General features: G+C 66.3%; 18 protein-coding genes and 1 riboswitch. Of the genes, 10 read left to right on the top strand and 8 right to left on the bottom strand.

Features of this window, described 5'->3' with window-relative positions:
• Positions 1-103: 103 nt before the first annotated feature.
• The 4 genes from TVD_RS12655 to gshB are packed head-to-tail and all read right to left on the bottom strand — an operon-like array spanning position 104 to position 3,027.
• On the bottom strand, positions 104-652 hold the full coding sequence (locus tag TVD_RS12655) for a Gx transporter family protein (RefSeq protein ID WP_018937389.1): 549 nt from the start codon (positions 650-652) through the stop codon (positions 104-106).
• A gap of 10 nt (positions 653-662) precedes the next feature.
• On the bottom strand, positions 663-1,037 hold the full coding sequence (locus tag TVD_RS12650) for a NusG domain II-containing protein (protein WP_018937388.1): 375 nt from the start codon (positions 1,035-1,037) through the stop codon (positions 663-665).
• Positions 1,034-2,071 (bottom strand): FAD:protein FMN transferase, encoded by a 1,038-nt coding sequence (locus TVD_RS12645; protein WP_047251742.1) that lies wholly within the window; start codon positions 2,069-2,071, stop codon positions 1,034-1,036. The genes TVD_RS12650 and TVD_RS12645 overlap by 4 nt, the downstream gene beginning before the upstream one ends.
• A 5-nt stretch (positions 2,072-2,076) precedes the next feature.
• Entirely contained in the window at positions 2,077-3,027 is a 951-nt protein-coding gene (gene gshB / locus TVD_RS12640) for a glutathione synthase (protein WP_047251978.1), read from the bottom strand.
• 183 nt (positions 3,028-3,210) lie between these two features.
• On the opposite strand from gshB, the gene pilG reads away from it, so the two are divergent.
• From pilG to TVD_RS12610, 6 genes are read left to right on the top strand one after another with little or no spacing between them, the layout of a single operon-like run.
• Positions 3,211-3,627, top strand: a complete 417-nt coding sequence (pilG, locus tag TVD_RS12635; protein WP_018175663.1) for a twitching motility response regulator PilG — start codon at positions 3,211-3,213, stop codon at positions 3,625-3,627.
• A 45-nt stretch (positions 3,628-3,672) separates the two neighbouring features.
• Entirely contained in the window at positions 3,673-4,038 is a 366-nt protein-coding gene (locus TVD_RS12630) for a response regulator (RefSeq protein ID WP_018145129.1), read from the top strand.
• Positions 4,035-4,613 (top strand): chemotaxis protein CheW, encoded by a 579-nt coding sequence (locus TVD_RS12625; RefSeq protein WP_018145130.1) that lies wholly within the window; start codon positions 4,035-4,037, stop codon positions 4,611-4,613. Before TVD_RS12630 ends, TVD_RS12625 begins: the two co-directional genes overlap by 4 nt.
• Before the next feature lie 39 nt (positions 4,614-4,652).
• The gene (locus tag TVD_RS12620) at positions 4,653-6,740 is read left to right on the top strand and encodes a methyl-accepting chemotaxis protein (RefSeq protein WP_047251741.1); all 2,088 of its coding nucleotides are present in this window, start codon (positions 4,653-4,655) and stop codon (positions 6,738-6,740) included.
• A 15-nt stretch (positions 6,741-6,755) separates the two neighbouring features.
• Positions 6,756-12,497, top strand: coding sequence for a hybrid sensor histidine kinase/response regulator (locus tag TVD_RS12615; RefSeq protein WP_047251740.1), 5,742 nt, complete (start codon positions 6,756-6,758; stop codon positions 12,495-12,497).
• A complete protein-coding gene (locus TVD_RS12610) occupies positions 12,494-12,985 on the top strand; it encodes a hypothetical protein (RefSeq protein WP_018168944.1) in 492 nt (163 codons plus the stop codon). Before TVD_RS12615 ends, TVD_RS12610 begins: the two co-directional genes overlap by 4 nt.
• 54 nt (positions 12,986-13,039) lie before the next feature.
• Here TVD_RS12610 and TVD_RS12605 read toward each other — a convergent pair whose 3' ends face one another.
• The 4 genes from TVD_RS12605 to metK all read right to left on the bottom strand — a co-directional run bounded on the left by TVD_RS12605 (position 13,040) and on the right by metK (position 17,459).
• On the bottom strand, positions 13,040-13,786 hold the full coding sequence (locus tag TVD_RS12605) for a 16S rRNA (uracil(1498)-N(3))-methyltransferase (RefSeq protein WP_047251739.1): 747 nt from the start codon (positions 13,784-13,786) through the stop codon (positions 13,040-13,042).
• 5 nt (positions 13,787-13,791) lie between these two features.
• Positions 13,792-14,646, bottom strand: a complete 855-nt coding sequence (metF, locus tag TVD_RS12600; protein ID WP_019567445.1) for a methylenetetrahydrofolate reductase [NAD(P)H] — start codon at positions 14,644-14,646, stop codon at positions 13,792-13,794.
• Positions 14,647-14,741: 95 nt separating this feature from the next.
• Positions 14,742-16,154 carry an adenosylhomocysteinase gene (gene ahcY, locus TVD_RS12595; RefSeq protein ID WP_018937383.1) on the bottom strand — a complete coding sequence of 471 codons (1,413 nt, stop codon included), beginning with the start codon at positions 16,152-16,154 and terminating at the stop codon, positions 14,742-14,744.
• Positions 16,155-16,173: 19 nt separating this feature from the next.
• Positions 16,174-16,254, bottom strand: a riboswitch (S-adenosyl-L-homocysteine riboswitch).
• 32 nt (positions 16,255-16,286) lie between these two features.
• Positions 16,287-17,459 carry a methionine adenosyltransferase gene (gene metK / locus TVD_RS12590; protein ID WP_018145137.1) on the bottom strand — a complete coding sequence of 391 codons (1,173 nt, stop codon included), beginning with the start codon at positions 17,457-17,459 and terminating at the stop codon, positions 16,287-16,289.
• Positions 17,460-17,865: 406 nt separating this feature from the next.
• Here metK and tkt point away from each other — a divergent pair, with 406 nt between their 5' ends.
• The 4 genes from tkt to pyk all read left to right on the top strand — a co-directional run bounded on the left by tkt (position 17,866) and on the right by pyk (position 23,682).
• A complete protein-coding gene (tkt, locus tag TVD_RS12585; RefSeq protein ID WP_047251738.1) occupies positions 17,866-19,866 on the top strand; it encodes a transketolase in 2,001 nt (666 codons plus the stop codon).
• 41 nt (positions 19,867-19,907) lie between these two features.
• Complete coding sequence (gene gap, locus TVD_RS12580; RefSeq protein WP_018145139.1) at positions 19,908-20,906, top strand: type I glyceraldehyde-3-phosphate dehydrogenase; 999 nt, start codon at positions 19,908-19,910, stop codon at positions 20,904-20,906.
• A 129-nt stretch (positions 20,907-21,035) separates the two neighbouring features.
• Entirely contained in the window at positions 21,036-22,214 is a 1,179-nt protein-coding gene (locus TVD_RS12575) for a phosphoglycerate kinase (protein ID WP_018145140.1), read from the top strand.
• 37 nt (positions 22,215-22,251) lie between these two features.
• On the top strand, positions 22,252-23,682 hold the full coding sequence (pyk, locus tag TVD_RS12570) for a pyruvate kinase (protein WP_018145141.1): 1,431 nt from the start codon (positions 22,252-22,254) through the stop codon (positions 23,680-23,682).
• Positions 23,683-23,724: the final 42 nt, after the last annotated feature.

The raw sequence follows: 23,724 nt of genomic DNA, 5'->3' as shown, positions 1-23,724 counted from the left end.
GCCGTCCGGCGAGGGCGTTCGAAGCGGTATTCGCCGTCATGACCCCTCCGGCCCACAGCGGACGCACACGGCCCCGGGGCCCGTGGGGCAGGCCGGACTGGCGCTAATCATTGGGCGTGGGGTTGTGGACATGGCGCTGGATTCGCGGGTCGGCGAGTACGTGGGCGGTCAGTATACCGGTCAGGCCGCCGGTGATCAGGGCGGCGAGCAACAGTGGCGGTAGCACCAGCGGCAGGTTGGGGTGCGGGATGATGATTGCCCAGGCGAGCAGAAACTGCCCGGTGATGTGAGCCATCGCGGCGGCGATGGCCAGGCCCACCGGGCCGACATGCCGGGGGGCGAAGGGGCGCAGGGCGGCCAGCAGGACGAGGCTCGCCAGGGCGCCGGCCAGCGACAGCCAGAATGCCGGGCTCAGCAGGGTCCCCAGCAGCAGGCTGCTGCCGACCACCCGGATCAGGGTGACCGCGACGGCCGCGCGCCAGCCGAGGACCAGCAGGGTGATCAGGGTGACGATGTTGGCCAGGCCCGGCTTGATGCCCGGGACCGGGCTGGGGATGGCGGCCTCGAGGATCTGGATCCCGATGGCAATGGCGGCCAGCGCGGCGATCGCGCGGTCGCGGGTGTCGGTCCCGGCCTGCGGGGCGCCGGTCATCGTGGGCGCATCAGTAATGCAGGCTGTCGAAGCCCGGTTCCGTGCCGAGGACCTGGAGGGTCAGCCGGTTGGGCAGGCTCACGGCGACCTCGCCGTGGGCCTGCAGCCAGCCGCTGGCCTCGCAGATGTTCTGGCGCCCGGGGGAGTCGGCGCAGCGGGCCCGGCCCGGTTCGATCTCGATGTGGGTGATCCCGGCCGGACCGTGGATCTCGAGGACCCGGGCCCGATCCAGTGGCTCGTGCTGCGGGGTGGCCCCGGCCTGGCTGATGATCAGTACCCGGGCCTCTCCCGAAGGGCTGTAGGCGAAAACGAAGGCCGCGACTACGACCCCCGCAGCCAGAGCCCCGATCAGGGTGTCGCCCCAGCGCAGCAGCCTGTGGTTCACGGCAGTTCGCGCACCACGAACTGCTCCCGGTCGGGGCCGGGTTGCACGCGCTCGGCGAGCGCCGGCGTGGCCTCGATGCGGTCGCCGAGAACCACCAGGGCCTGTTCGATGCCCATCTTGCGGGCGTACTCCGGCCAGGCGTCGGGCCCGGCGATCATTAGCGTGGTGGCGGCGGCATCGGCCAGCGCCGGATCGTGGTGGAGCACTGTGGCGCTGTCGATTCCCTGGCTCGGGCGGCCGCTGCGCGGGTCGATGACGTGGTGGATGCGCTCGCCTTCCCACTCGTAGCCGCGCTCGTAGTCGCCGGAGGTGAACAGGGCCTCGCCGGCGTCCAGTTCGATGCTGCCAAGCACGCCGCCATGTGGATGACGGATGCCGACCCGCCAGGGCCGTTCGCTGGGGCGGCCCAGGGTCATCAGGTCGCCGCCGGCGTTGAAGATCGCGGCCTCGACACCGCGTTCCGCCAGCAGCTCCAGTACGCGCTCCACCGCCAGGCCCTTGGCCAGCCCGCCGAAGTCGAGCTGCAGGTCCGGGTGCGTCCCGCGCAGGCGTACGCCGTTGCGTTCGATGTCCTGCATGCGGGGCGGGTCGTCCAGCAGATCGGCCAGGGTGGCCTCGTCCGGGGGTGGGCCGTCGGGTTCGTCCTGATGGAAGCCCCAGGCGGCGACCAGCTTGCCCAGTGCGGGGTTGAACAGGCCGTCGCTCAACGCCTCCATCTCGCGGCCGTGCTCGATTAGCGGCAGCACCGACGGCGGGGCGCTGAACTCGCCCTGCAGGGCGAGTAGCTCGTTGGTGCGCCCGAGTGACCCGGGTTCCCATGCATGCCAGGAGGTATGCAGGATTTCCAGTTCCTCCTGAACCGCGGTTCCGATCGCCTCCACGTCATATTCGCCGGCCGGGTAAAGGCTGAGATCCACCAGCGTGCCGAAGGCGTAGAAGCCAAGCTGTTCCGTATCCGGTTCTTCGCGGCCGCAGGCGGCCAGGAGGGCGGCCGCGAGCAGCAGGGGCAGGGTTCGAATCAATACGGAGCGCATGCCGCTCATCCTTCGATCGGGCGAGTGAGGTGGTCGATGTACTGGCCGGCCAGGTCGACGCCGCCTGCCGCGTCCAGTTCGCGGACACCGGTGGGACTGGTGACGTTGATCTCGGTCAGGGAGTCCCCGATCACGTCGATGCCGACGAAGTCCAGCCCGCGGGCCTTCAGCTCCGGGGCGATTTCGCGGCAGATCCAGCGATCGCGTTCGGTCAGGGGCACGGCCTCGCCCCGGCCGCCGGCGGCCAGGTTGGCGCGGCTTTCGCCCGCGGCCGGGATGCGGGCCAAAGCGTGGTCGTAGGGCTCGCCACCGATCAGGATGATGCGCTTGTCCCCAGCGGTGAACTCCGGCAGGAAGCGCTGCGCGACCACGCTGCGCTGGTCGAACTCGGTGATGGTCTCGAGGATCACCGAGGTGTTCGGGTCGCCCTCGCGGACACGGAATATCGAGGCCCCGCCCATGCCGTCCAGTGGCTTGACCACGATATCGCCCTGCGCCTCGAGGAAGGCGCGGATCCGGCCCCGGTCACGGGTAATCAAGGTAGGCGGGCAGCACTGGGGGAAGTGGACGGTAAAGGCCTTCTCGTTGACGTCGCGCAGGGCCTGCGGGCGGTTCGATACCCGTACGCCGTCGCGCTCGGCGAGCTCGAGCGCGTAGGTCGCGTAGATGTACTCCAGATCGAACGGCGGGTCCTTGCGCATCAGCAGCAGGTCGAAGCGCGCCGCCGGACCCGTCACGGGCTCGCCCAGGGTGAAGAAGTCCTCGCGCCGGTCGTGCACCTCGATCGGGCGGCTCCGGGCCGCCGCCCGGCCCTCTTCGATCCACAGGTCGGCCGGCTCCAGGTAGTGGAGGCGATGGCCGCGGGCCTGTGCTGCCAGCATCATGGCGAAGGTGGTGTCCTTCCATGGTTTGATACCCGCGATCGGGTCCATCAGGATGGCGATGTTCTGGGCCACGTTGCCTCGCACGAACGGGATGTTCCGGGGAGTATGCCATGCCCGCCGGGGCTGTCGGTGACCCCGCAAGCTGGATCAGCGCCGCGCGCGTTGCGGCCCCCGGTATGCAATATCATTGTGTGCTGTTTGTCACAGAGCCCCGGTTCCGCTAGATTCGGGGCGAAATGACCTCAGGGGGAAAAGGTGTCTAACGCGCTTGCCGAAGCGGACTCGGCCACCGAGTTTCAGGGGCTCAAGGTCATGGTGATCGATGACAGCAAGACCATTCGGCGTACCGCCGAATCCTTGCTGCAGAAGCACGGGGCCGAAGTCATCACCGCCGTGGACGGCTTCGAGGCGCTGTCCAAGGTCGCGCAGTCGCGCCCGGACATTATCTTCATCGACGTCATGATGCCGCGTCTGGATGGCTACCAGACCTGCGCACTGATCAAGAACAACAGGGAATTCCGTGCCACGCCGATCATCATGCTGTCGAGCAAGGACAGCGTGTTCGACAAGGCGAAGGGGCGCGTTGTGGGGTCGGAGGACTACCTCACCAAGCCGTTTACCCGGGATGACCTCCTGGGCGCCATGCGCCGATACGCCAGTCCTGCGGCGTGATGCACAGCGTCGCCACTGCACACTAACCAAGGAAAGACGAACCCCATGGCCCGCATTCTGATCGTTGACGATTCGCCGACCGAAATCCATGTCCTGCGCACCATGCTCGAGAAAAACGGGCACTCGGTGACCACCGCCGAAAGTGGCGAGGATGGGGTGGCCGCCGCCAAGTCGCAGGTGCCGGATCTGGTCCTGATGGATGTGGTGATGCCGGGCCTGAATGGCTTCCAGGCCACGCGCCAGCTTTCCCAGGCGGATGAAACCGCGCATGTCCCGGTGGTTGTGGTCAGCACCAAGGATCAGGCCACCGACCGGGTCTGGGCGATGCGTCAGGGGGCTCGCGACTACATCACCAAGCCAGTGGTCGAGAAGGACCTGCTGGCCACCATCGGGAAATATCTGTCGGCATGAAGACCGACCTGTCCTCGCCGTTTGCGCTGATTGCGAGCCTTGATCGTGAAGGGCGTCGCGTCAATCGCGAACTGCGGCGGGACATCGGCACCGGCTGGCGCGGCGTCCTGTTACGGGTTGGCGATTTCCGCTTCCTGGTCGATATGGATTCGATCGCGGAGGTCGCCGACCCGATGGCGCTGACCCGCGTGCCGCTGGCGGACTCCGCCGTGCTCGGCGTGGGCAATCTGCGGGGGCTGGTGCTGCCGGTCTTCGACATGGGCAGGCTGCTGCTGGACCGGCCATTGCCGGACGACGCGACCGGGCAGCGCATCGTGGTGGCGCCTCAGGGCCAGGGCATGGCCGGGCTTCTGGTCAGCCAGGTCGAGGGGATGCGCCGTTGCATCCCCTCCCAGCGGCGCCTGGAGGTCTCGGTACCCGAGGCCGTCCGACCCTTTATTACTGGCGGATTCGATCTCGGGCACCGGTTGCACCCGGTGCTGGATCTGGACCTGCTACTCAATGACAACAATCGCTTTACCGGCACGGGCTTGGCCGGTGCATCCAATAGCGAACAGTCCGCAGCTACCGTCTGATGACGGGGTTCGCGGTGCTGCGACAGGGAGTATGAACTGATGGGATCGAGTCGTCGCGCACGTAATTTCGTCCTCGGGGGCTTGCTGGTGCTGGCCCTGATCGCGACAGGCGGGGCCTTTACCTACCACGAGTACGAGCAGAGTCAGTACCGCGACCGGATCGCGCTGGCCAATGACTTGCGTCTGTTGTCGCAGCGTCTCGCCACCAGCTCGCTGGAGGCGGCCGCCGGCTCCGAGCAGGGATTCCGCGATCTGCAGTCCCTGCGCGATGACTTCGAGGCCCGCCTGGATCGAATCCGCCAGGGGGGTGACGGTCTGCAGCCACTTCCGGAACCCTTGCAAGAGGATATCGCCGCGGTGGATCGCGAATGGTCGGCGTACCGGGACAACATCAACACCGTCATCCTCGGGCGTTCGGATATCCAGTTGATCACGGAATTTTCCGATGCGGTGGCCGCGTTTTCGCCGGAGCTCTCGCGCCTGTCCGACGATGTGGTGCGGCGTATGACCCGGATCGGCGAGCCGCCGGAGCAGGTCTATGTGGCGGCGCGCCAGACCATGCTGATTCAGCGTATCGCCAACAGCCTGGGTCGCGTGCTCCAGGGGGGCGCCGAGGCGGCCCCCGCGATCGAGCGCTTCGAGCGTGATGCAACGTTGTACGGCCGCGTGCTGGACGGCCTGATCGAGGGGTTCGCCCCGCTGGGGGTCGAACCGGTCGATGACCCGCAAGCGCGTGCCTTGCTGATGGAGATCGCCACGCTGTTCGTCGCCTTTAGCGAGGCGGTGGAAGGCGTTCTGGATACCTCCACCCAGGTGTTCGAGGTCAATGCGGCGGCCTCCAATGTCGAGGCCAGCAGTGGTGCGATGCTGGAGACCACCGGTGACTTCGAAAACGCCATCACCGTTGAGGCCGAACGCGCGGGCGTGATCGCGCTCATCGGGTTCGGCTTCGGTGGCCTCGCGCTGCTGCTGCTGATCGCGATGGGTCTGTTCCTCTACCGCGATACCAAGCGCGAGCTGGCCGAGACCGAGGCGCAGAACGAACGCAACCAGCAGGCAATCCTGCGCCTGCTCGATGAAATGATGAACCTTGCGGATGGCGACCTTACCGTCAACGCGACGGTGACCGAGGACTTCACCGGGGCCATCGCGGACTCGATGAACTACGCGATCGAGAACCTGCGCACCCTGGTCGCGACCATCAACACGGTGGCGGCCGATATCAGCGAATCCTCGGCTTCCACGCGGTCCCAGGTGCTGGGACTGGCCGAGAAGTCGGAAGAACAGGCCCGCGAGATCCAGCGCGCGGACGACGCGATCGAGGAGGTGTCGGGCTCGGTCGACAAGGTCGCCCAGGACGCCGAACAGTCGGCCTCCGTGGCACGTAACTCGGTGGAGATTGCATCCCGCGGGGCGGGCACCGTGCGCCGTTCCATCGAGGGCATGGACAACATCCGCGAACAAATCCAGGAGACGGCGAAACGGATCAAGCGCCTGGGTGAATCGTCGCAGGAGATTGGCGACATCATCGGCCTGATCAACGACATCGCGGAACAGACCAACGTGCTCGCACTGAATGCCGCGATCCAGGCCTCCGCCGCGGGCGAGGCCGGGCGAGGCTTCGCGGTGGTGGCCGACGAGGTCCAGCGCCTTGCGGAGCGCTCCTCCAGTGCAACCCGTCAGGTCGAGGGGCTGGTCAAGGCCATCCAGGCGGATACCAGCGAGGCCGTGAGTTCCATGGAACAGAGTACCGCCAACGTGGTGCAGGGGGCCGAACTGGCCCAGGCCGCGGGCGAGGCGCTGTCCGAGATCGAGCAGGTCTCCAGTGATCTGGCGGATCTGATCGACGGGATCTCCTCGTCGGCGCGCAAGCAGTCCGAGATGGCGCAGGATGTGACCTCCATCATGGCCCAGATCCGCGAGATTACCTCCGAGACCACGCAGGGGACCCAGTCCACCGCGGCGGCGATCGGCGACCTGGCCCAGCTCTCCGCCCAGCTGCAGTCCTCGGTATCGGACTTCAAGCTGCCGGAGCCGGGCGGCACCACCGAACGCGTCGATGCTGCGATCGAGGGGGAGCCGGCTTCCGACCCCGATCCGAGCTCTTCCGACGAACAACGAGCCTGACGGCGGACGCGGCCGATGGCATCCAGCGCACTGAACTGGGTCCGCGACGAACTCGACAAGCTGTTTGTCGAGGTCCAGGACGCGTTGCGACGGTACTCCGACGATCCGGGCTGTAGCGATTGTCTGGCCGAGGCGCGCAGTCGTGTCGAACAGATCCGCAACACCCTGGTCATGGTCCAGGTCGACAGCGTGGTCCTGATCTGCGACGAGATGTTGCAGGTCCTGGGGCAGATCGAACGCGCTGACGAGCCGAATGTGGCCGCCACCGAGCCGCTGCTGCGGGCCGCCCTGCAGCTGCCCGACTACCTCGAGAACGAGGGCGATGGCGAATTGCCGTCGCCCATGATCCTTGTCCCTCTGCTGAATGAGTTGCGCACCAGTCGCGGCGCTTCGTTGCTGCTGGATGTCGCGGCATTGATGCCGGACCCGCAGACAGTGGACGACGAGCGTGTAGGCTCGGGTGGCGATGTGCTCGATCCGGCATCTCGCGTCCCGCTGCTGCAACAGGCGCGTCGGCGCTTTCAGCGCGATCTGCTGGAATTGGTGCGCGGCGAAGATGCGACCGAACCAGCCGCCCGAATGCAGGCGACTGCCCGCGTGGTGGAGGAGGCCGTTCCGGCGGGCGAGGCCCGGCGCTTGTTCTGGGTCGCCGGTGCGATGCTCGAGGCGGTCGCCGAGGGCGGTGTCGAAGCCGATACCGACGTGCGCCGACTGGTCGGCCGGGTCGATCGCGAACTCGGACGCTATCTGAACGCCTTGTCGGCCCATGTGGAGGCCGGTAATGCCGGATCGGAACCGGAATACGAGGCATCGCCCGACCTGATCAAGACCCTGCTGTTCCACGTTGCCTGTGCGACCTCCGAGGGCGAACAGACCCTCGCCGTGCGCGAGGTATTCGGGCTCGACCAGTTGAGCCTCGTGGAAGGTGGTACCGGGGTGGGCCGTTCGGTCTACGACAACCTGCGCCAGGCCCTGGAAGACGACCTTGCCGAGGTCCGCGAGCGGCTGGATGTCTTGATGCGGTCACAGGTGCGGGGTGTCGACGACCTCGAGAGCCTGCGCGGGCAGGTCGAGCGTATTGGCTCGACACTCAGTCTTCTCGGGCTGGATGCCGGACAGGACCACACCGACGCCCTGATGGCATCGCTTACTCCCGAGCGCGCGGGCGCGGCGGATGAACAGGTCGACATGGTGCTGGCGGAGCACCTGCTGGCGCTGGAGTCCCTGCTGGAATCGGGTCTGCGCCGCAAGAGCGCCAGCCCCTCGCCCCAGGCCGAATTCGATCGCGCGCTGGCGGCGGCCGTCTACAAGGAGGCCCTGGTGGATGTGCGCCGGGTCCGCGACATCTTCCTCGGATTCCTTGATGCCGGCGCGGACGCCTCTGGCGATGGGCTCGACGAGGCCCGCGAGGGGCTGCGCCGGATCGAGGGCGCGATGTCGATGTCCGGCTTCGAGGCCCTGCACGCCCTGCTGGGCCCGCTGATCCGTCATCTTGATTCCCGCGCCGGCATGGCAGCGGCCGAACTCGACGAAGGCGAGGTCGAGGCACTTGCCGAGGTCCTTAGCAGTATCGAGGTCGCCCTGGAGTCTTCCGGACAGCCCTGGCGTGAACTGGACAGCGTTCACGAGCGGGGGATTGCGGCCCTGCAGCGCATTGGTGCGATCTCCGGCGGCGGCGATGTCGCCGCCGTCCGTCTGGCTGCGGCCCCGGATGCGCCGGCGGCAGACACCGGGGCTGAAGCGGACCCCGCCGGCCTCGCCGAGCCTCCGGTTTTCGATCTCGGCACACCCGGCGATGAACCTGACGAAGATCCATTGGATACGCTCGCCGCCGATGCCGATGCCGATGCCGATGCCGATGCCGATGCCGATGCCGATGCCGATGCGGCGCCTGTCGTGCAGCCGGCGAGCCCGCTGCCCGCGGCCGGTCGCGATTCATTGCCTTTCGACGACACCGTGCTGGCGGAGCAGGTCCGCGGTCCCGACGTCGACCTGGAAATCCTGGAAATCTTCCTCGAGGAGGCGGACGAGGAGGTAGCCAGTCTGGGCGAACACTTCCCGCGCTGGCAGGCCAACCCGGCCGATCTCGACAGCCTCGCGGTCATTCGCCGTTCCTTCCACACACTGAAAGGGTCGGGGCGGTTGGCCGGCGCCTTGCGCCTGGGCGAATTCGCCTGGGCCGTGGAGTCGTTCCTCAACCGCCAGCTGGATTCCGGCCAGGAGGCGGACCACGCCACGTTGCAGGTCATTGAGGATGGCATCGGCGTCCTGCCCGGACTGGTCGCGGAGGTGCGTGACGATACTGGGCCGGTTACGCCGGTTCTGGACATTGCCCTGCGTCTGCGGGCTCTGGCGGCCGGCGAGCCGGAACCCGACGAGGCCGAACCGGAATATGACGAGGCGGCTGTGCGCGCTGCGCCGCCGGGGGCGGACGCAGAGTTCGAGGCCCTGGCGCGTACCCTCGACGAACTGGACGCACCGGATTCGCTCGCAGGCGCCGAGACGGCGGCCCCCGACCAGGACGAGGCGGCCGACGAGCTCCTGCAGGAGCCGGGCGCCTTTGTGCCCGATCTGCCGCCGGACGCCCTTGCAACGGCGACCGACAAAACGGAATCCGCCGACTCCGAGTACGGCGGCGAACCGGATTCCCGGTGGGAGACGGAAGAGCCGCCGGCGGCTGAGCGGTCTGCTGAACCGCTGGATCTCGACGCCCTGGAGCTTCCCGCCGATGCCTTCGAGGTGACCGAAGAGGCGCTGACCGAGGGCGACACGATGGCCCCGGATGTTGGGATCGAGGTCGGGGAGGATTCCGGTGCCGTCGAGGCGGGCGCCCTCGAAGGTCCTGTCGACGGAGAGGTCGAGGCTGAAGAGCCGGAACTCCCGTCCGAGCCCGTGGCCGCTCGCATGGACACGGATCCCCAGCTGTGGCAAGTGTTTGCCGCCGAGGCGCAGGTCCATCTGCTCGCGCTGCGTGGCTGGCTGGACGAGTCCCAGTGGCGCCCGGACCGGGTCCCGAACCATGACCTCGAGCGGGCGCTGCATACCCTGAACGGCAGCGCCCGGACGGCCGATATCCGTGGCATTTATTCGGTGTGCGGACCGTTCGAACGGCTGATCCGGATCCATCGCGACATGGAATGGGCGCTGCCGCCGCAGGCCATCGAGTTGCTGCGGCAGCTGGAGACGTACGTGGCCGATGCAGTCAGCGACGAGGCACCGGACCCGCTCAAGGTCCTGGATCCGCCGCCCTGGGCCCCCGAGGTCTATGCCCTGCTGGATAATGCGACCGCGGAACAGCTGCTGCGGACTGAAGATGATGCCAGCGAGGAAGCGTCGCCCGACTTCGACGACCTCGATGTGGCCGAGTCGCCCGCAGAGGCGGAACCGGAACCGGAGATCGACTGGGAGTTTGCCGAGGTCTTCATCGAGGAGGCGCGCGATATCCTCGAGTCTGCGTTCACGGCCCTGAATGGCTGGCGCGAGACTGGGGGGCGCCCGGGGCCCGATCAGAATGCCTTCCAGCGCGAAGTGCACACCCTGAAGGGCAGCGCCCGCATGGCCGGTTTCACCGTGGTCGGAGCCATTGCGCACGCCCTGGAAAGCGCGCTGAGCGTGGAGACCGAGACCGGTCTGGAGCCCCGCGACGGCTTCTTCCAGCTGACCGAGCGGGCCTTGAGCGACGTACAGCGCCTGGTCGAGCGCGGGGTCGGGGCCTGGCAGATGGACGAATCGGCCAGCGAATCGCTGCCCGCGCTGCGCGCCTGGGCCGGGGGTGAAGCGGACGCCGAATCGACCGAAGCGGAGCCCGGGACGGATACGTTTGAGAGCGACGACTCCGAAGCCGAAGCCACCTCCGGGAAGGATCTGGAGGTCGAGGAGGCCCGGGCGGAGACGGACCGGCGCAGCCACGAGACGCCGGAGACCGAGGGCCGGCGGATCCAGGACCAGGTACGCATGGATGCCGAGGTCCTCGACAGCCTGGTGAACAATGCTGGCGAGCTGGCGACCTTCCATCGCCGCTTCGAACAGACGGTTGGGCGGGTCGAGAGCCAGGTCGACGAACTGGAGCGCACCATCGCCCGTCTGCGCGACCAGCTGCGCAAGCTCGAGATCGAAACCGAGACCCAGATCCTGTTCCGGGTGGAGGAGGAGAGTGGCGAGGACGCCCTCGACTTCGATCCGCTGGAAATGGACCGCTATTCCGGCATCCAGCAGCTGTCCCGCGCGCTCGCCGAGAGTGTCAGTGACCTCGAGGCCCTGAAGCAGGAAGTCGGTGACGAGTTGCAGAATGCCGGGGGCATCCTTCTGCAACAGCGGCGCGTGGGGACCGATCTGCAGGACCAGTTGATGCGTCAGCGCATGGTGCGTTTCGCGCGTATGGCGCCGCGGCTACGGCGGGTGGTACGCCAGGCGGGCGAGGACCTGGGCAAACAGGTCCGCGTCGAGTTCACCGGCCAGGGGGCCGAGCTGGACCGTGCCCTGCTGGAACGCCTGGTGTCGCCGTTGGAGCACCTGCTGCGCAATGCCATTGCGCACGGTATCGAAGGCGCTGCCGAACGGGAACAGGCACACAAGCCGGCGCAGGGCCAGATCGATGTCAGTCTGGAGCAGTCCGGCAGCGAGATCCGGTTGCAGGTCACGGATGATGGTCGAGGCATCGATGCCGAGGCGATCCGGGCGCGCGCGGCGGAGCGCGGGCTCATCGCGGCGGATGCCGAGGTCACGGATGCCCAGGCCCTGCAGCTCATCCTGCAGTCCGGTTTCTCCACTGCCGCCGAGGTCTCGCAGGTGGCGGGGCGCGGCGTTGGCCTGGACGTGGTGAACAGCGACGTGAAACAGCTGGGCGGCACGCTGGAGATCCAGTCGACGCCAGGCAAGGGCTCGCGTTTCACCATGCGCCTGCCGTTCACCCTGGCGATTTCGCAGGCCTTGCTGGTGCAGGTGGGCGAAGAAACCTTTGCCGTCCCGATGGCCTCGGTGGAGGGCGTGGTTCGCGCGCGTGCCGAGGAGATCGATCGCCGGGACGACGAGGCAATCTACAACTACATCGGTCAGGACTACGCAGTGCGCGGGCTCGGTGACTTGATGGGTGTGGAGAGTCAGGCGGACGTCGAACACTTGCCGGATCATCCGTTCCCGTTGTTGCTCGTGCGCGCCGATGATCAGCGTATCGCGTTGCGCATTGACGGCCTGCTGGGTAGCCAGGAGGTTGTGGTGAAATCGGTGGGCCCGGTCCTCAGTCGTATCCCGGGTGTGGCCGGTGCCACCCTCCAGGGCGATGGTTCGGTCATGCTGATTCTTGATCTGAGCATGTTGGTCAGATTTGCCTCCGCGACGGCGTCCCTGGCGGAGACGCCGCAGGCTGTTGTCGAGACGGCGAGCGCGAAACGGATCATGGTGGTGGATGACTCGATTACCATTCGCAAGGTCACCGCGCGCCTGCTGACGCGCCACGGCTACGATGTGGTCACGGCCCGCGACGGTCTCGATGCGGTGGGCCTGCTCGACGAGCGGCGCCCGCAGCTGATCCTGCTGGATGTGGAGATGCCGCGCATGGATGGCTTCGAGTTCGCCGCCCACGTGCGCGATCATCCGGACTTCGGGGGGGTGCCCATCATCATGATCACCTCGCGCAGCGGGACCAAGCACCGCGAGCGCGCCAACCGTCTCGGGGTCAACGGTTATCTCGGGAAACCGTATCTGGAGAATGACCTGCTGAACGCGATCCGCGAGCAACTCGAAGGGATACCGGCATGAGCGAGGAAGCACAGGGTCAGGCCGTCGAGGCGGTGATCGTTCAGCTGGATAGCGGCTCCATCCTGCTCCCGCGCAGCGCCTTTCTCGAGGTGACCACCCGCGCCGGCGCCGTCCAGCAGGAATCCGAGCATCCGGATGTCCCCTGGCTGCAGCCCAGCCTGGTCTGGCAGGACGTGCAGGTGCCGGTGATCAACGTGAACCAGTTGCTGGATCCGGGCCGCGACAGCGGCGAGGATCGCCGGCGGTTCACCCGCCTTCTGGTGATGCAGGCGGTGATGCAGCCGGATCACCTGCCGTTTTATGCCCTGGAGGTGCGCGGTACGCCACATCCGGTGCAGATCACCGCGCAGAATATCTACGCGCTGGAGGACGTCGACGCCACTCCATGGTCCTGGCGGGTGAAGGCCTCGGGCGTGACGACTCACTTGCTTCGGCTGGATACCCTCGAGCAACGTCTGCTCGAGCTTGCGGAGACGCAGCCAGCCTGATCAGTGCGGCGGCGACTCGAGACGACACCACCGGGGGGTTCCCGCCTGTTGTGACTAGCCTCGAAGGTCTCCGAGACGCGCCTGTACCAGGGTGATCAGGGCCATCGCGGCCGTCTCGGTGCGCAGGGTCCGCGGGCCCATGCCGACGCCCAGAAATCCGCCTTCCCGCGCCTGCTCGCGCTCCGCGGGTGTGAGCCCCCCTTCCGGTCCGATATACAACGCCACTGCGCCGGGCGGGTGCCCGCGGGCGACCAGGCGGTCATCCAGCCCGGGCGCGCCTTCCTCGGCGAGCAGCCCGAGGCTGTCCGGGCATTCCGCGAGTGCGGCCGCGGGCAGGGCCGGTTGATGTAGCGCGGGCAGTTCATTGCGGCCGCATTGCTCCACAGCGGCCTGCAGGATGCCCTGCCAGTGCCGCTGGCGCTTCTCCAGTCCCTTGTGGGCGGCAGCCGAACGCGAGCGCTCGCACAGCACCGGGCGGATGGACTGAACGCCGAGCTCCACGGCCTTCTGAATGGCCAGGTCCATATGGTCGCCGCGGGCCACGCCCTGCAGCAGGTGGATCGGAAACGCGGGATGGGTCGGGGCGGCGGCACGTTCGCCCAGATGGAAGGTGCCGTGGCGTCGGTCGGTGAGTTCGAGGGTCGCGTCGAATTCGTTGCCGAGGCCGTCGAAGACGCGGCAGGGGGCACCGCTTTTCAGACGCAGGACGGTGGTGGCGTAATGCAGCCGGTCCTGTGGGGCGGGGAGCGACTGCCCCGCGGCCAGTGCCTCGGATTCGAGCAGCAGCCGGGGGCAGCGCATGCCGTCTACTTCCGGTTGTCGAGGTCCAGGGCTTTCCAGATCTGTTCGGTTGGGCCGGCCTGGTTCATGGAGTAGAAGTGGATTCCCGGTGCGCCGTTATCGAGCAGGTCGTCGGTCAGGCGCGTGGCGACCTCGATCCCGAATTTGCGGATCGATTCCTTGTCGTCGCCATAGGCCTCCATCCGCTTGCGGATGTAGCGCGGGATCTCGGCGCCGCACATCTCGGAGAAGCGCACGATCTGGGTGTAGTTGGTGATCGGCATGATCCCGGCAATGATCGGGATTGTGATGCCCATCTTCTCTACCCGTTCCATGAAGGCCACGTAGGCGTCCGGATTGTAGAAGTACTGGGTGATCGCGGCGTCGGCGCCAGCATCCACCTTGGTCTTGAAGTTCTCCAGGTCCTTCTCGGCATTCGGTGCCTGCGGATGGAACTCCGGATAGGCCGCGACCTCGATCTTGAACTGGTCGCCGAACTCGGCGCGGACGAACTCCACCAGCTCGGAGGCATAACGGAAATCACCGCCGGAATGCTTGGTGCCGGACGGCAGGTCGCCGCGCAGCGCCACAATGCGCTTGACCCCGGAATCGCGGTAGGTCGACAGCAGGTCCCGCAGCTCGTCCTTGGTCGACGAAATGCAGGAGACATGCGGGGCGGCGGGGATGCCATCGTGGTCGATGATGTCCCGGACCGTCTCCAGGGTGCGGTCGCGGGTGGATCCCCCGGCGCCGAAGGTGACGGAATAGAACTCGGGATTCAGTGCGCCCAGACGCTTGCGGGCCTTGGCCAGGCGTTCGGCTCCGGCCTCGTCCTTGGGCGGGAAAAATTCAACGCTGTAGACGCGTTCTTGTGCAGACATGTTTGTCCTCCAGACAAAAAGAAGGCGGACCGCACGAACATGCGGCCCGCCTCGGCGTTCACATTACCAACGAATTGAAATGTGAGGCTGGCCGATCAGTAGCGGTAGTGTTCCGGCTTGAACGGGCCATCCGCCGACATACCCAGGTACTTCGCCTGATCGTCGGTAAGACGGGTCAGGTTGGCGCCCAGCTTGAACAGGTGCAGCTGTGCGACCTTCTCGTCCAGGTGCTTCGGCAGCACGAAGACGTTCTTGTCGTACTGGTCACCCTTGGTCCACAGCTCGATCTGAGCCAGGGTCTGGTTGGTGAAGGAGTTGGACATCACGAAGCTCGGATGGCCGGTACCGCAGCCCAGGTTCACCAGGCGGCCTTCGGCCAGCATGATGATCCGGTTGCCATTCGGCAGGATGATGTGGTCAACCTGCGGCTTGATGTTCTCCCACTCGTACTTGCGCATCGCGGCCACGGCGATCTCGGAGTCGAAGTGACCGATGTTGCAGACGATGGCCTGGTTTTTCATGCGGGTCATGTGATCTTCGGTGATCACGTCCTTGTTACCGGTCGCGGTGACAAAGATCTCGGCCTTGTCGGCCGCATCTTCCATCGTGACGACGCGGAAACCTTCCATCGCGGCCTGCAGGGCGCAGATCGGGTCGATTTCGGTGATCCACACGGTGGCACCGAGGCCGGCCAGCGACTGGGCGGCACCCTTGCCGACGTCACCGTAGCCGCAGACCACGGCGATCTTGCCGGCGATCATGACGTCGGTGGCGCGCTTGATGGAGTCCACGGTGGACTCGCGGCAGCCGTACAGGTTGTCGAACTTGGACTTGGTGACCGAGTCATTGACGTTGATCGCCGGGAAGGCCAGTTCGCCGTCTTTCGCCATCTGGTACAGGCGATGCACACCGGTGGTGGTCTCTTCGGTCACGCCCTTGATCTTGGCGAGCTGTTCGGAGTACCAGGTCGGCTGCTTGGCCAGGCGATCCTTGATCGAGGCAAACAGGGCGACTTCTTCTTCGTTCTCCGGGTTGGAGATGACCGACTGGTCCTTCTCGGCCTTGGCGCCGATGTGCAGGAGCAGCGTGGCGTCACCGCCATCGTCCAGGATCATGTTGGCGCCGCCGTCGAATTCGAAGATGCGGTGGCAGTAGTCCCAGTACTCTTCCAGGGTCTCGCCCTTCACGGCGAAGACCGGGGTGCCGGCGTCGGCAATCGCGGCCGCGGCGTGGTCCTGGGTGGAGTAGATGTTGCAGGAGGCCCAGCGCACGTCGGCACCCAGGGCTTCCAGGGTCTGGATCAGCACCGCGGTCTGGATGGTCATGTGCAGGGAGCCGGCAATCTTGGCGCCCTTCAGCGGCTTGGAGGCCGCGTACTCTTCGCGAGTCTGGACCAGACCGGGCATTTCGGTCTCGGCAATCGCAATTTCCTTGCGGCCGAATTCGGCAAGGTTAATGTCCTTGACGACGTAATCGGTGGTCTTTTTGTCGTTCATCACAGCATTCATGGATCAACTTCTCCGTTTATCTGGATGAGCGCCGTGTTCATGTTTCAGGGTGCATCCGGCTGAGCCTGACGGTAAAACCGCTGCAGCGCTCCTCAGCCGGATGGGTATTTCTTTCAAGAAATGTCGGGGCTCTTAGAGGCCCGCCATCTTCTTAAGTTCCTCGGCCTTGTCGGTACGCTCCCAGGGGAGGTCGACATCTTCGCGGCCGAAGTGACCGTAGGCGGCAGTCGCCTTGTAGATCGGACGCAGTAGATCCATCATCTGGATCAGGCCCCACGGGCGCAGATCAAACACTTCGCGCACAAAGCCTTCGATCTTGCGATCGTCCAGCTTGCCGGTGCCGAAGGTGTCGATCGTGATCGAGGTCGGCTCGGCCACGCCGATGGCGTAGGAGACCTGGATCTCGCACTTCTCGGCCAGGCCGGCGGCAACGATGTTCTTGGCCACATAGCGACCGGCGTAGGCTGCGGAACGGTCCACCTTGGACGGGTCCTTGCCGGAGAACGCGCCACCACCGTGACGGGCCATGCCGCCGTAGGTGTCGACGATGATCTTGCGGCCGGTCAGGCCAGCGTCGCCCACCGGGCCGCCAATCTCGAACTTGCCGGTCGGGTTGATGTGGAGCTTGTCGTCGGCGACCTGGCTCAGCCATTCAGCCGGCAGGACCTTCTTGAAGATCTCTTCGTAGATCGCTTCCTTCAGATCCTTCTGCGAGATGTCCGGGCTGTGCTGGGTCGACAGGACCACGGCGTCCAGGCCGGCCGGCTTGCCATTTTCATAGCGCAGGGAGACCTGGCTCTTGGCGTCCGGACGCAGCCACGGCAGCTTGCCGCTCTTCATCAGTTCGGACTGGATGCGCACCATCTTGTGGGCGTAGAAGATCGGGGCGGGCATCAGGGTGTCGGTCTCGCGGGCGGCGTAGCCGAACATCAGGCCCTGGTCGCCAGCGCCCTGGGTGGCGCGGTCGGAGACGTCGCGGTCCACACCCATGGCGATGTCCTGGGACTGCTCGCCCAGCACGTTCAGCACGGCGCAGGTCTTGCCGTCGAAGCCGACGTCGGAATCGTTGTAGCCGATCTCGACGACGGTGTCGCGCACCAGGCGCTCGTAGTCGATCTGCGCGCCAGTGGTGATCTCGCCCAGCAGCATGACCATGCCGGTCTTGGTGGCGGTCTCGCAGGCGATGCGTGCATGCGGGTCCTGCTCGATGATGGCGTCGACGATGGTGTCGGACACCAGGTCAGCCATTTTGTCGGGGTGACCGGCAGAGACAGATTCCGAAGTAAAGATATAGTCGTTGGACATTAAGCGTTCCTTTTGGGGTCGTTTCGATTTAGTTTTGCGCAAAACGACCTCTAGTGTAACGCGACTCGCAGGATTTTTCTAAGCCCCTCCCTCGCGACAGTCAGGGCATCGGTGTCCCGGCCGGCGGCGAGGGCGCAGCGTGGCGCGGTTTGGGGCCGACTTGCCCCGGTGCCCGAAAGTGGCCAAAATGCACCGCCTTTGATGGGGAGTGCTGCCCGCCGCGCGTTCGCGTGGCCGAGTAAGGGCCCGCTCCCGCAGGCTGCTCGGGCCACCGCCGTGCGCTGGCGCGCCGGCCGGTACTGGTGAGCCCTCGTTCGGTCGACTCGTCCGGGTCTGCCGCCGCTGGCGCCTCGCGCCGCCGCCCGCCATCAGCCGAACCCAATACTACTTAGAGCAGGAGATCAGCATGCCGACCCGTAGAGAGCTTGCAAACGCCATCCGCGCCCTTTCGATGGACGCAGTTCAGAAGGCCAATTCCGGTCACCCGGGAGCGCCGATGGGGATGGCGGACATCGCCGAGGTGCTGTGGAACGACTACATGCAGCACAACCCGGCGAACCCGAGCTGGCCGGATCGCGACCGCTTCGTGATGTCCAACGGTCACGGCTCCATGCTGGTCTACTCGCTGCTGCATCTGAGCGGCTACGACCTGCCGATGGACGAGATCAAGCAGTTCCGTCAGCTGCACTCCAAGACCCCGGGCCACCCGGAATACGGCTACACCGCCGGTGTCGAGACCACCACCGGTCCGCTCGGCCAGGGCATCTCCAACGCGGTCGGCATGGCGCTGGCCGAGAAGATGATGGCCGCCCACTTCAACCAGCCCGGTCACGACATCGTCGACCACAACACCTACGCCTTCCTCGGCGACGGCTGCATGATGGAAGGGATCTCCCACGAGACCTGCGCGCTGGCCGGCACCCTGGGCCTGGGCAAGCTGGTCGCGTTCTGGGATGACAACGGCATCTCCATCGACGGCGAGGTCGAGGGCTGGTTCACCGACGATACCCCGGCCCGTTTCGAGGCCTATGGCTGGCATGTCGTGCGCGGCGTGGATGGCCACGACGCCAACGCGGTCAAGGCCGCGATCGAAGAGGCGCGCCAGAACAGCGACAAGCCGAGCCTGATCTGCTGCAAGACCGTGATCGGCTTCGGTTCCCCGAACAAGTGCGGCAAGGAAGAGTGCCACGGCGCCGCCCTGGGCGACGACGAGGTCGCCCTGACCCGCAAGGAACTGGGCTGGGAGCACGGCCCGTTCGAGATCCCGGGCGACATCTACGAGGGCTGGAGCGCGAAGGACAAGGGTGCCAAGGCCGAGACCGAGTGGAAGGAACGCTTCGCCGCCTACAAGGCCGCCCATCCGGAACTGGCCGCCGAGTTCGAGCGCCGGATTGCCGGTCATCTGCCGGCCGACTGGAGCGAGAAGGCCAACGCCTATATCAAGCAGACCATCGAGAAGGCCGAAAAGGTCGCCTCGCGCAAGGCCTCGCAGAACGCGATCGCCGGCATGGCCCCGGCCGTTCCGGAACTGCTGGGCGGTTCCGCCGACCTGGCCGGCTCCAACCTGACCATGTATGGCGGATCCAAGGGCGTCACCCGTGACGACGCCGCCGGCAACTACGTGTTCTACGGCGTGCGCGAGTTCGGCATGGCCGCAATCATGAACGGCATCGCCCTGCACGGCGGGTTCATCCCGTACGGCGGTACCTTCCTGATCTTCTCCGACTATGCCCGTAACGGCATCCGCATGTCCGCGCTGATGAAGCAGCGCGTGATGTACGTGCTGACCCACGATTCCATCGGTCTCGGCGAAGACGGCCCGACCCACCAGCCCATCGAGCAGACCCCGAGCCTGCGTCTGATCCCGAACCTGAACGTCTGGCGCCCCTGCGATGCGGTCGAGACCGCTGTCGCCTGGAAGGCCGGCATCGAGCGTACCGACGGCCCGTCCGCGTTCATCCTGTCGCGTCAGGGCCTGCCGCACATGGAGCGTGACGGCGAGCAGCTCGCCAACATCGCCCGCGGCGGTTACGTGCTGAAGGATTGCGACGGCACCCCGGACCTGATCTTCATCGCCACCGGTTCCGAGATTGAACTGGCCGTGCAGGCCGCCGACGTGCTGAGCGGCGAGGGCAAGAAGGTGCGCGTGGTTTCCATGCCCTGTGTCGAGCTGTTCGACCAGCAGGATCCGGCCTACCGCGAGGCCGTGCTGCCGAAGGCCGTGCGGGCCCGTGTCGCCATCGAGGCCGGCGCGACCACGACCTGGCACAAGTTCACCGGCCTCGACGGCGCGGTGTTTGGCCTGGATCGCTTCGGCGAATCCGCCCCGGGTGGTGCCCTGCTCGATTACTTCGGTTTCAAGCCGGAGAACGTCGCCCAGGTCGCACGTGACGTGATGAACGGCTGAGCCCGAATCGATTTCGCTTAAGCAATAAAGAGGAGACTCTCATGTCTATCAAGGTTGGTATCAACGGCTTCGGTCGTATCGGCCGCATGGCTTTCCGTGCCATCGCCAAGGATTTCCCGAACCTCCAGGTGGTCGGCATCAACGACCTGCTGGACCCGGAATACCTGGCCTACATGCTGCGTTATGACTCTGTCCATGGCCGCTTCGAAGGCGACGTCAGCGTCGACGGCAACGACCTGGTGGTCAATGGCAACCGCATCCGCCTGACCGCCGAAAAGGATCCGGCCGCGCTGAAGTGGGGCGATATCGACGCCGACATCGTGATCGAATCCACCGGTCTGTTCCTGACCGCCGAGACCGCCCAGAAGCATCTGGACGCTGGCGCCAAGAAGGTCGTGATGTCCGCGCCGTCCAAGGACGACACCCCGATGTTCGTCTTTGGCGTGAACCATGGTGAGTACGCCGGCCAGACCATGGTCTCGGCCGCGTCCTGCACCACCAACGCCCTGGCCCCGGTGGCCAAGGTGCTGAACGACAAGTTCGGCATCAAGCGTGGTCTGATGACCACCGTGCACGCCGCCACGGCGACCCAGAAGACCGTCGATGGCCCGTCCATGAAGGACTGGCGTGGGGGCCGCGGCATCCTGGAGAACATCATCCCGTCCTCCACCGGTGCCGCGAAGGCCGTGGGCAAGGTGCTGCCGGAACTGAACGGCAAGCTGACCGGCATGGCCTTCCGTGTGCCGACCTCCGACGTGTCGGTGGTCGACCTGACCGTGGAGCTCAACAGCGACGCCAACTACGACGACGTCTGCGCGGCCATGAAGAAGGCCTCCGAAGGCGAGCTGAAGGGCGTGCTGGGCTACACCGAAGACCTGGTGGTCTCCACCGACTTCCGTGGTTACACCGCCCCGTCCGTGTTTGACGCCGGTGCCGGCATCCAGCTGGACCCGACCTTCGTGAAGGTCGTCGCCTGGTACGACAACGAGTACGGCTACACCTGCAACATGCTGCGCATGGTGGAGCACGTCGCCAAGTAAGGCCGGATGGCCGGGCCCCTCGGGGTCCGGCCATTTGCATTGCCTGGGTCCAAGAGGCCTGGGGCCAGTCCCTGCGGGGGCTCGCCCGAAGCCTTTTCTCTTTCCAACCGTATTTCGAGAGGTACTCCCATGTCTGTCATCAAGATGACCGATCTCGACCTGCAGGGTCGCCGTGTGCTGGTGCGTCAGGATCTCAACGTCCCGGTGAAGGGCGGCAAGGTCACCTCCGACGCCCGTATCCGCGCGAGCCTCGAGACCGTGCAGAAGGCCCTGGACGCCGGCGCGGCCGTGATGCTGATGTCGCACCTGGGGCGCCCGACCGAGGGCGAGTTCTCCGAGGAGGACTCCCTGGCCCCGGTCGCCGAGCATATGGGTGGCCTGCTCGGGCGCGAAGTGCGCCTGGTTCGGGATTACCTCGACGGCGTGGATGCCAAGCCGGGCGAGGTGATCCTGCTCGAGAACGTGCGCTTCAACGCCGGCGAGAAGAAGGACGACGAGGCGCTGGCCAAGAAGTACGCGGCGCTGTGCGACGTGTTCGTGATGGACGCCTTCGGTACCGCCCACCGCGCCCAGGCCTCCACCCATGGTGTGGCCAAATTCGCCCCGCAGGCCTGCGCCGGCCCGTTGCTGGCCAAGGAGCTGGAGGCCCTGGGGCAGGCCCTGGAGACCCCGAAGCGCCCGCTGGTGGCGATCGTCGGTGGGTCCAAGGTCTCGACCAAGCTGACCGTGCTGGAGTCGCTGTCCAAGGTGGTCGATCAGCTGATCGTCGGTGGCGGCATCGCCAACACCTTTATCGCGGCCCAGGGCCATGGTGTCGGCAAGTCGCTGTACGAGGCGGATCTGGTCGATGAGTCCAAGCGCCTGATGGAGGCCGCCCGCGCCAAGGGCGGCGAGATCCCGGTTCCGACCGACGTGACCGTGGGCAAGGAGTTTTCCGAATCCACCCCGGCCGAGACCAAGGCCGTGGACGCCGTTGCGGACGACGACATGATCTTCGATGTGGGCCCCGAGACCGCAGCCACCTATGCCGAGGCTCTGCGCAATGCCGGCACCATCGTCTGGAACGGCCCGGTGGGCGTGTTCGAGTTCGATCAGTTCGCCGGCGGGACCAAGGCCCTGGGCGAGGCGATCGCTGAGAGCAATGCGTTCTCTATCGCCGGGGGTGGCGACACCCTGGCCGCGATCGACAAGTACAACCTGGCGGATCGCATCAGCTACATCTCCACCGGCGGCGGCGCCTTCCTCGAGTTCCTCGAGGGCAAGACCCTGCCGGCCGTCGCCATCCTGGAAGAACGGGCCAAGGGCTGAGGCCCTTGTCCTTCCCCGCTGACGGAGACACGCGCGGATGAGACGTACCAAGATCGTAGCCACGCTGGGGCCGGCAACGGACAGCGACGAGGCCATGGAGGCCATCATCCGGGCCGGTGTGGATGTGGTCCGGTTGAATTTCTCGCATGGCGATCCGGATGACCACCGCCAGCGCCTGGCGCGGCTGCGGGCCGCCTCCGAGCGCGCCGGCCGTTGCGTCGGTGTCCTGGGCGACCTGCAGGGCCCCAAGATCCGCATCGACCGCTTCCAGCAGGGCAAGGTGCAGCTGGAAGAGGGCGCGCCCTTCGCGTTGGATGCCGAGCTGGATCGCGACGCGGGCGATGCCACCCAGGTCGGCCTGACCTACAAGGACCTCCCGGACGACGTGCGCACGGACGACATCCTGCTGCTGGATGACGGTCGTATCGTACTCAAGGTCACGGCGGTCAATGGCAGCCGGATCGAGACCACCGTCGAGGTCGGCGGCGAGCTGTCCAACAACAAGGGCATCAACCGCCAGGGCGGCGGCCTGTCTGCGCCCGCGATTACGGACAAGGACCGCGACGATATCCGCCTGGCGGCCGAGCTGCAGGTGGACTACCTGGCCGTCTCGTTCCCGCGTTCCGCCCAGGACTTGCACCTGGCGCGGGGCCTGTTGAAGGATGCCGGCTGGGAGGCCGGGATCTGCGCCAAGATCGAGCGCTCCGAGGCCCTGGAGGTGATCGACGAGATCATCGCCGCCTCGGAGGTCATCATGATCGCCCGCGGCGATCTGGGTGTGGAGATCGGTGACGCCGAGCTCCCGGGGGTGCAGAAGACCCTGATCACGCGCGCGCGCAGCCTCAATCGTCTGGTCATCACCGCGACCCAGATGATGGAGACCATGATCCAGAACCCCATCCCGACCCGCGCCGAGGTATTCGACGTGGCCAACGCGGTGCTGGACGGCACGGATGCGGTGATGCTCTCTGGCGAGACCGCGACCGGGCGTTATCCTGCGCGCGTGGTCACCAGCATGGACCGGATCTGCGAGGCTGCCGAGCGCCAGCGCGCCGCACGCCAGTCGGACCATCGCATGGATTCGACCTTCGGCCGGGTCGACGAGGCCATCGCGATGGCCACCATGTATACCGCCAACCATCTCGATGTCTCCGCGATCGCCGCGCTGACCGAGTCCGGGTCCACGGCGCTGTGGATGTCGCGCATCAGCTCGGGCATCCCGATCTACGCGCTCACCCAGCACGAATCGACCAGCCGCCGCATGACGCTTTATCGCGGCGTCTATCCGGTGACCCTGAAGCCGATCCCCGAGAGCCACGAAAGCGTGAACCGTGAGGCGGTGAACTTGCTCAAGGCCGAGGGCGTCGTGCAGGATGGCGAGTTGGTCATCATTACGAAGGGCGACCTGCAGGGCGAGCATGGCGGCACCAACGCCATGAAGATCGTGCGCGTCGGCGAACTGGCCTGAACCGCGCACCGCCCGCAGTCGCCAACCAGATCAATCGACTTT

The sequence above is a fragment of the Thioalkalivibrio versutus genome (assembly GCF_001020955.1).
In the GTDB taxonomy this organism is placed as follows: Bacteria; Pseudomonadota; Gammaproteobacteria; order Ectothiorhodospirales; family Ectothiorhodospiraceae; genus Thioalkalivibrio; species Thioalkalivibrio versutus.
This window is presented reverse-complemented; position numbering and strand designations above follow the sequence as displayed.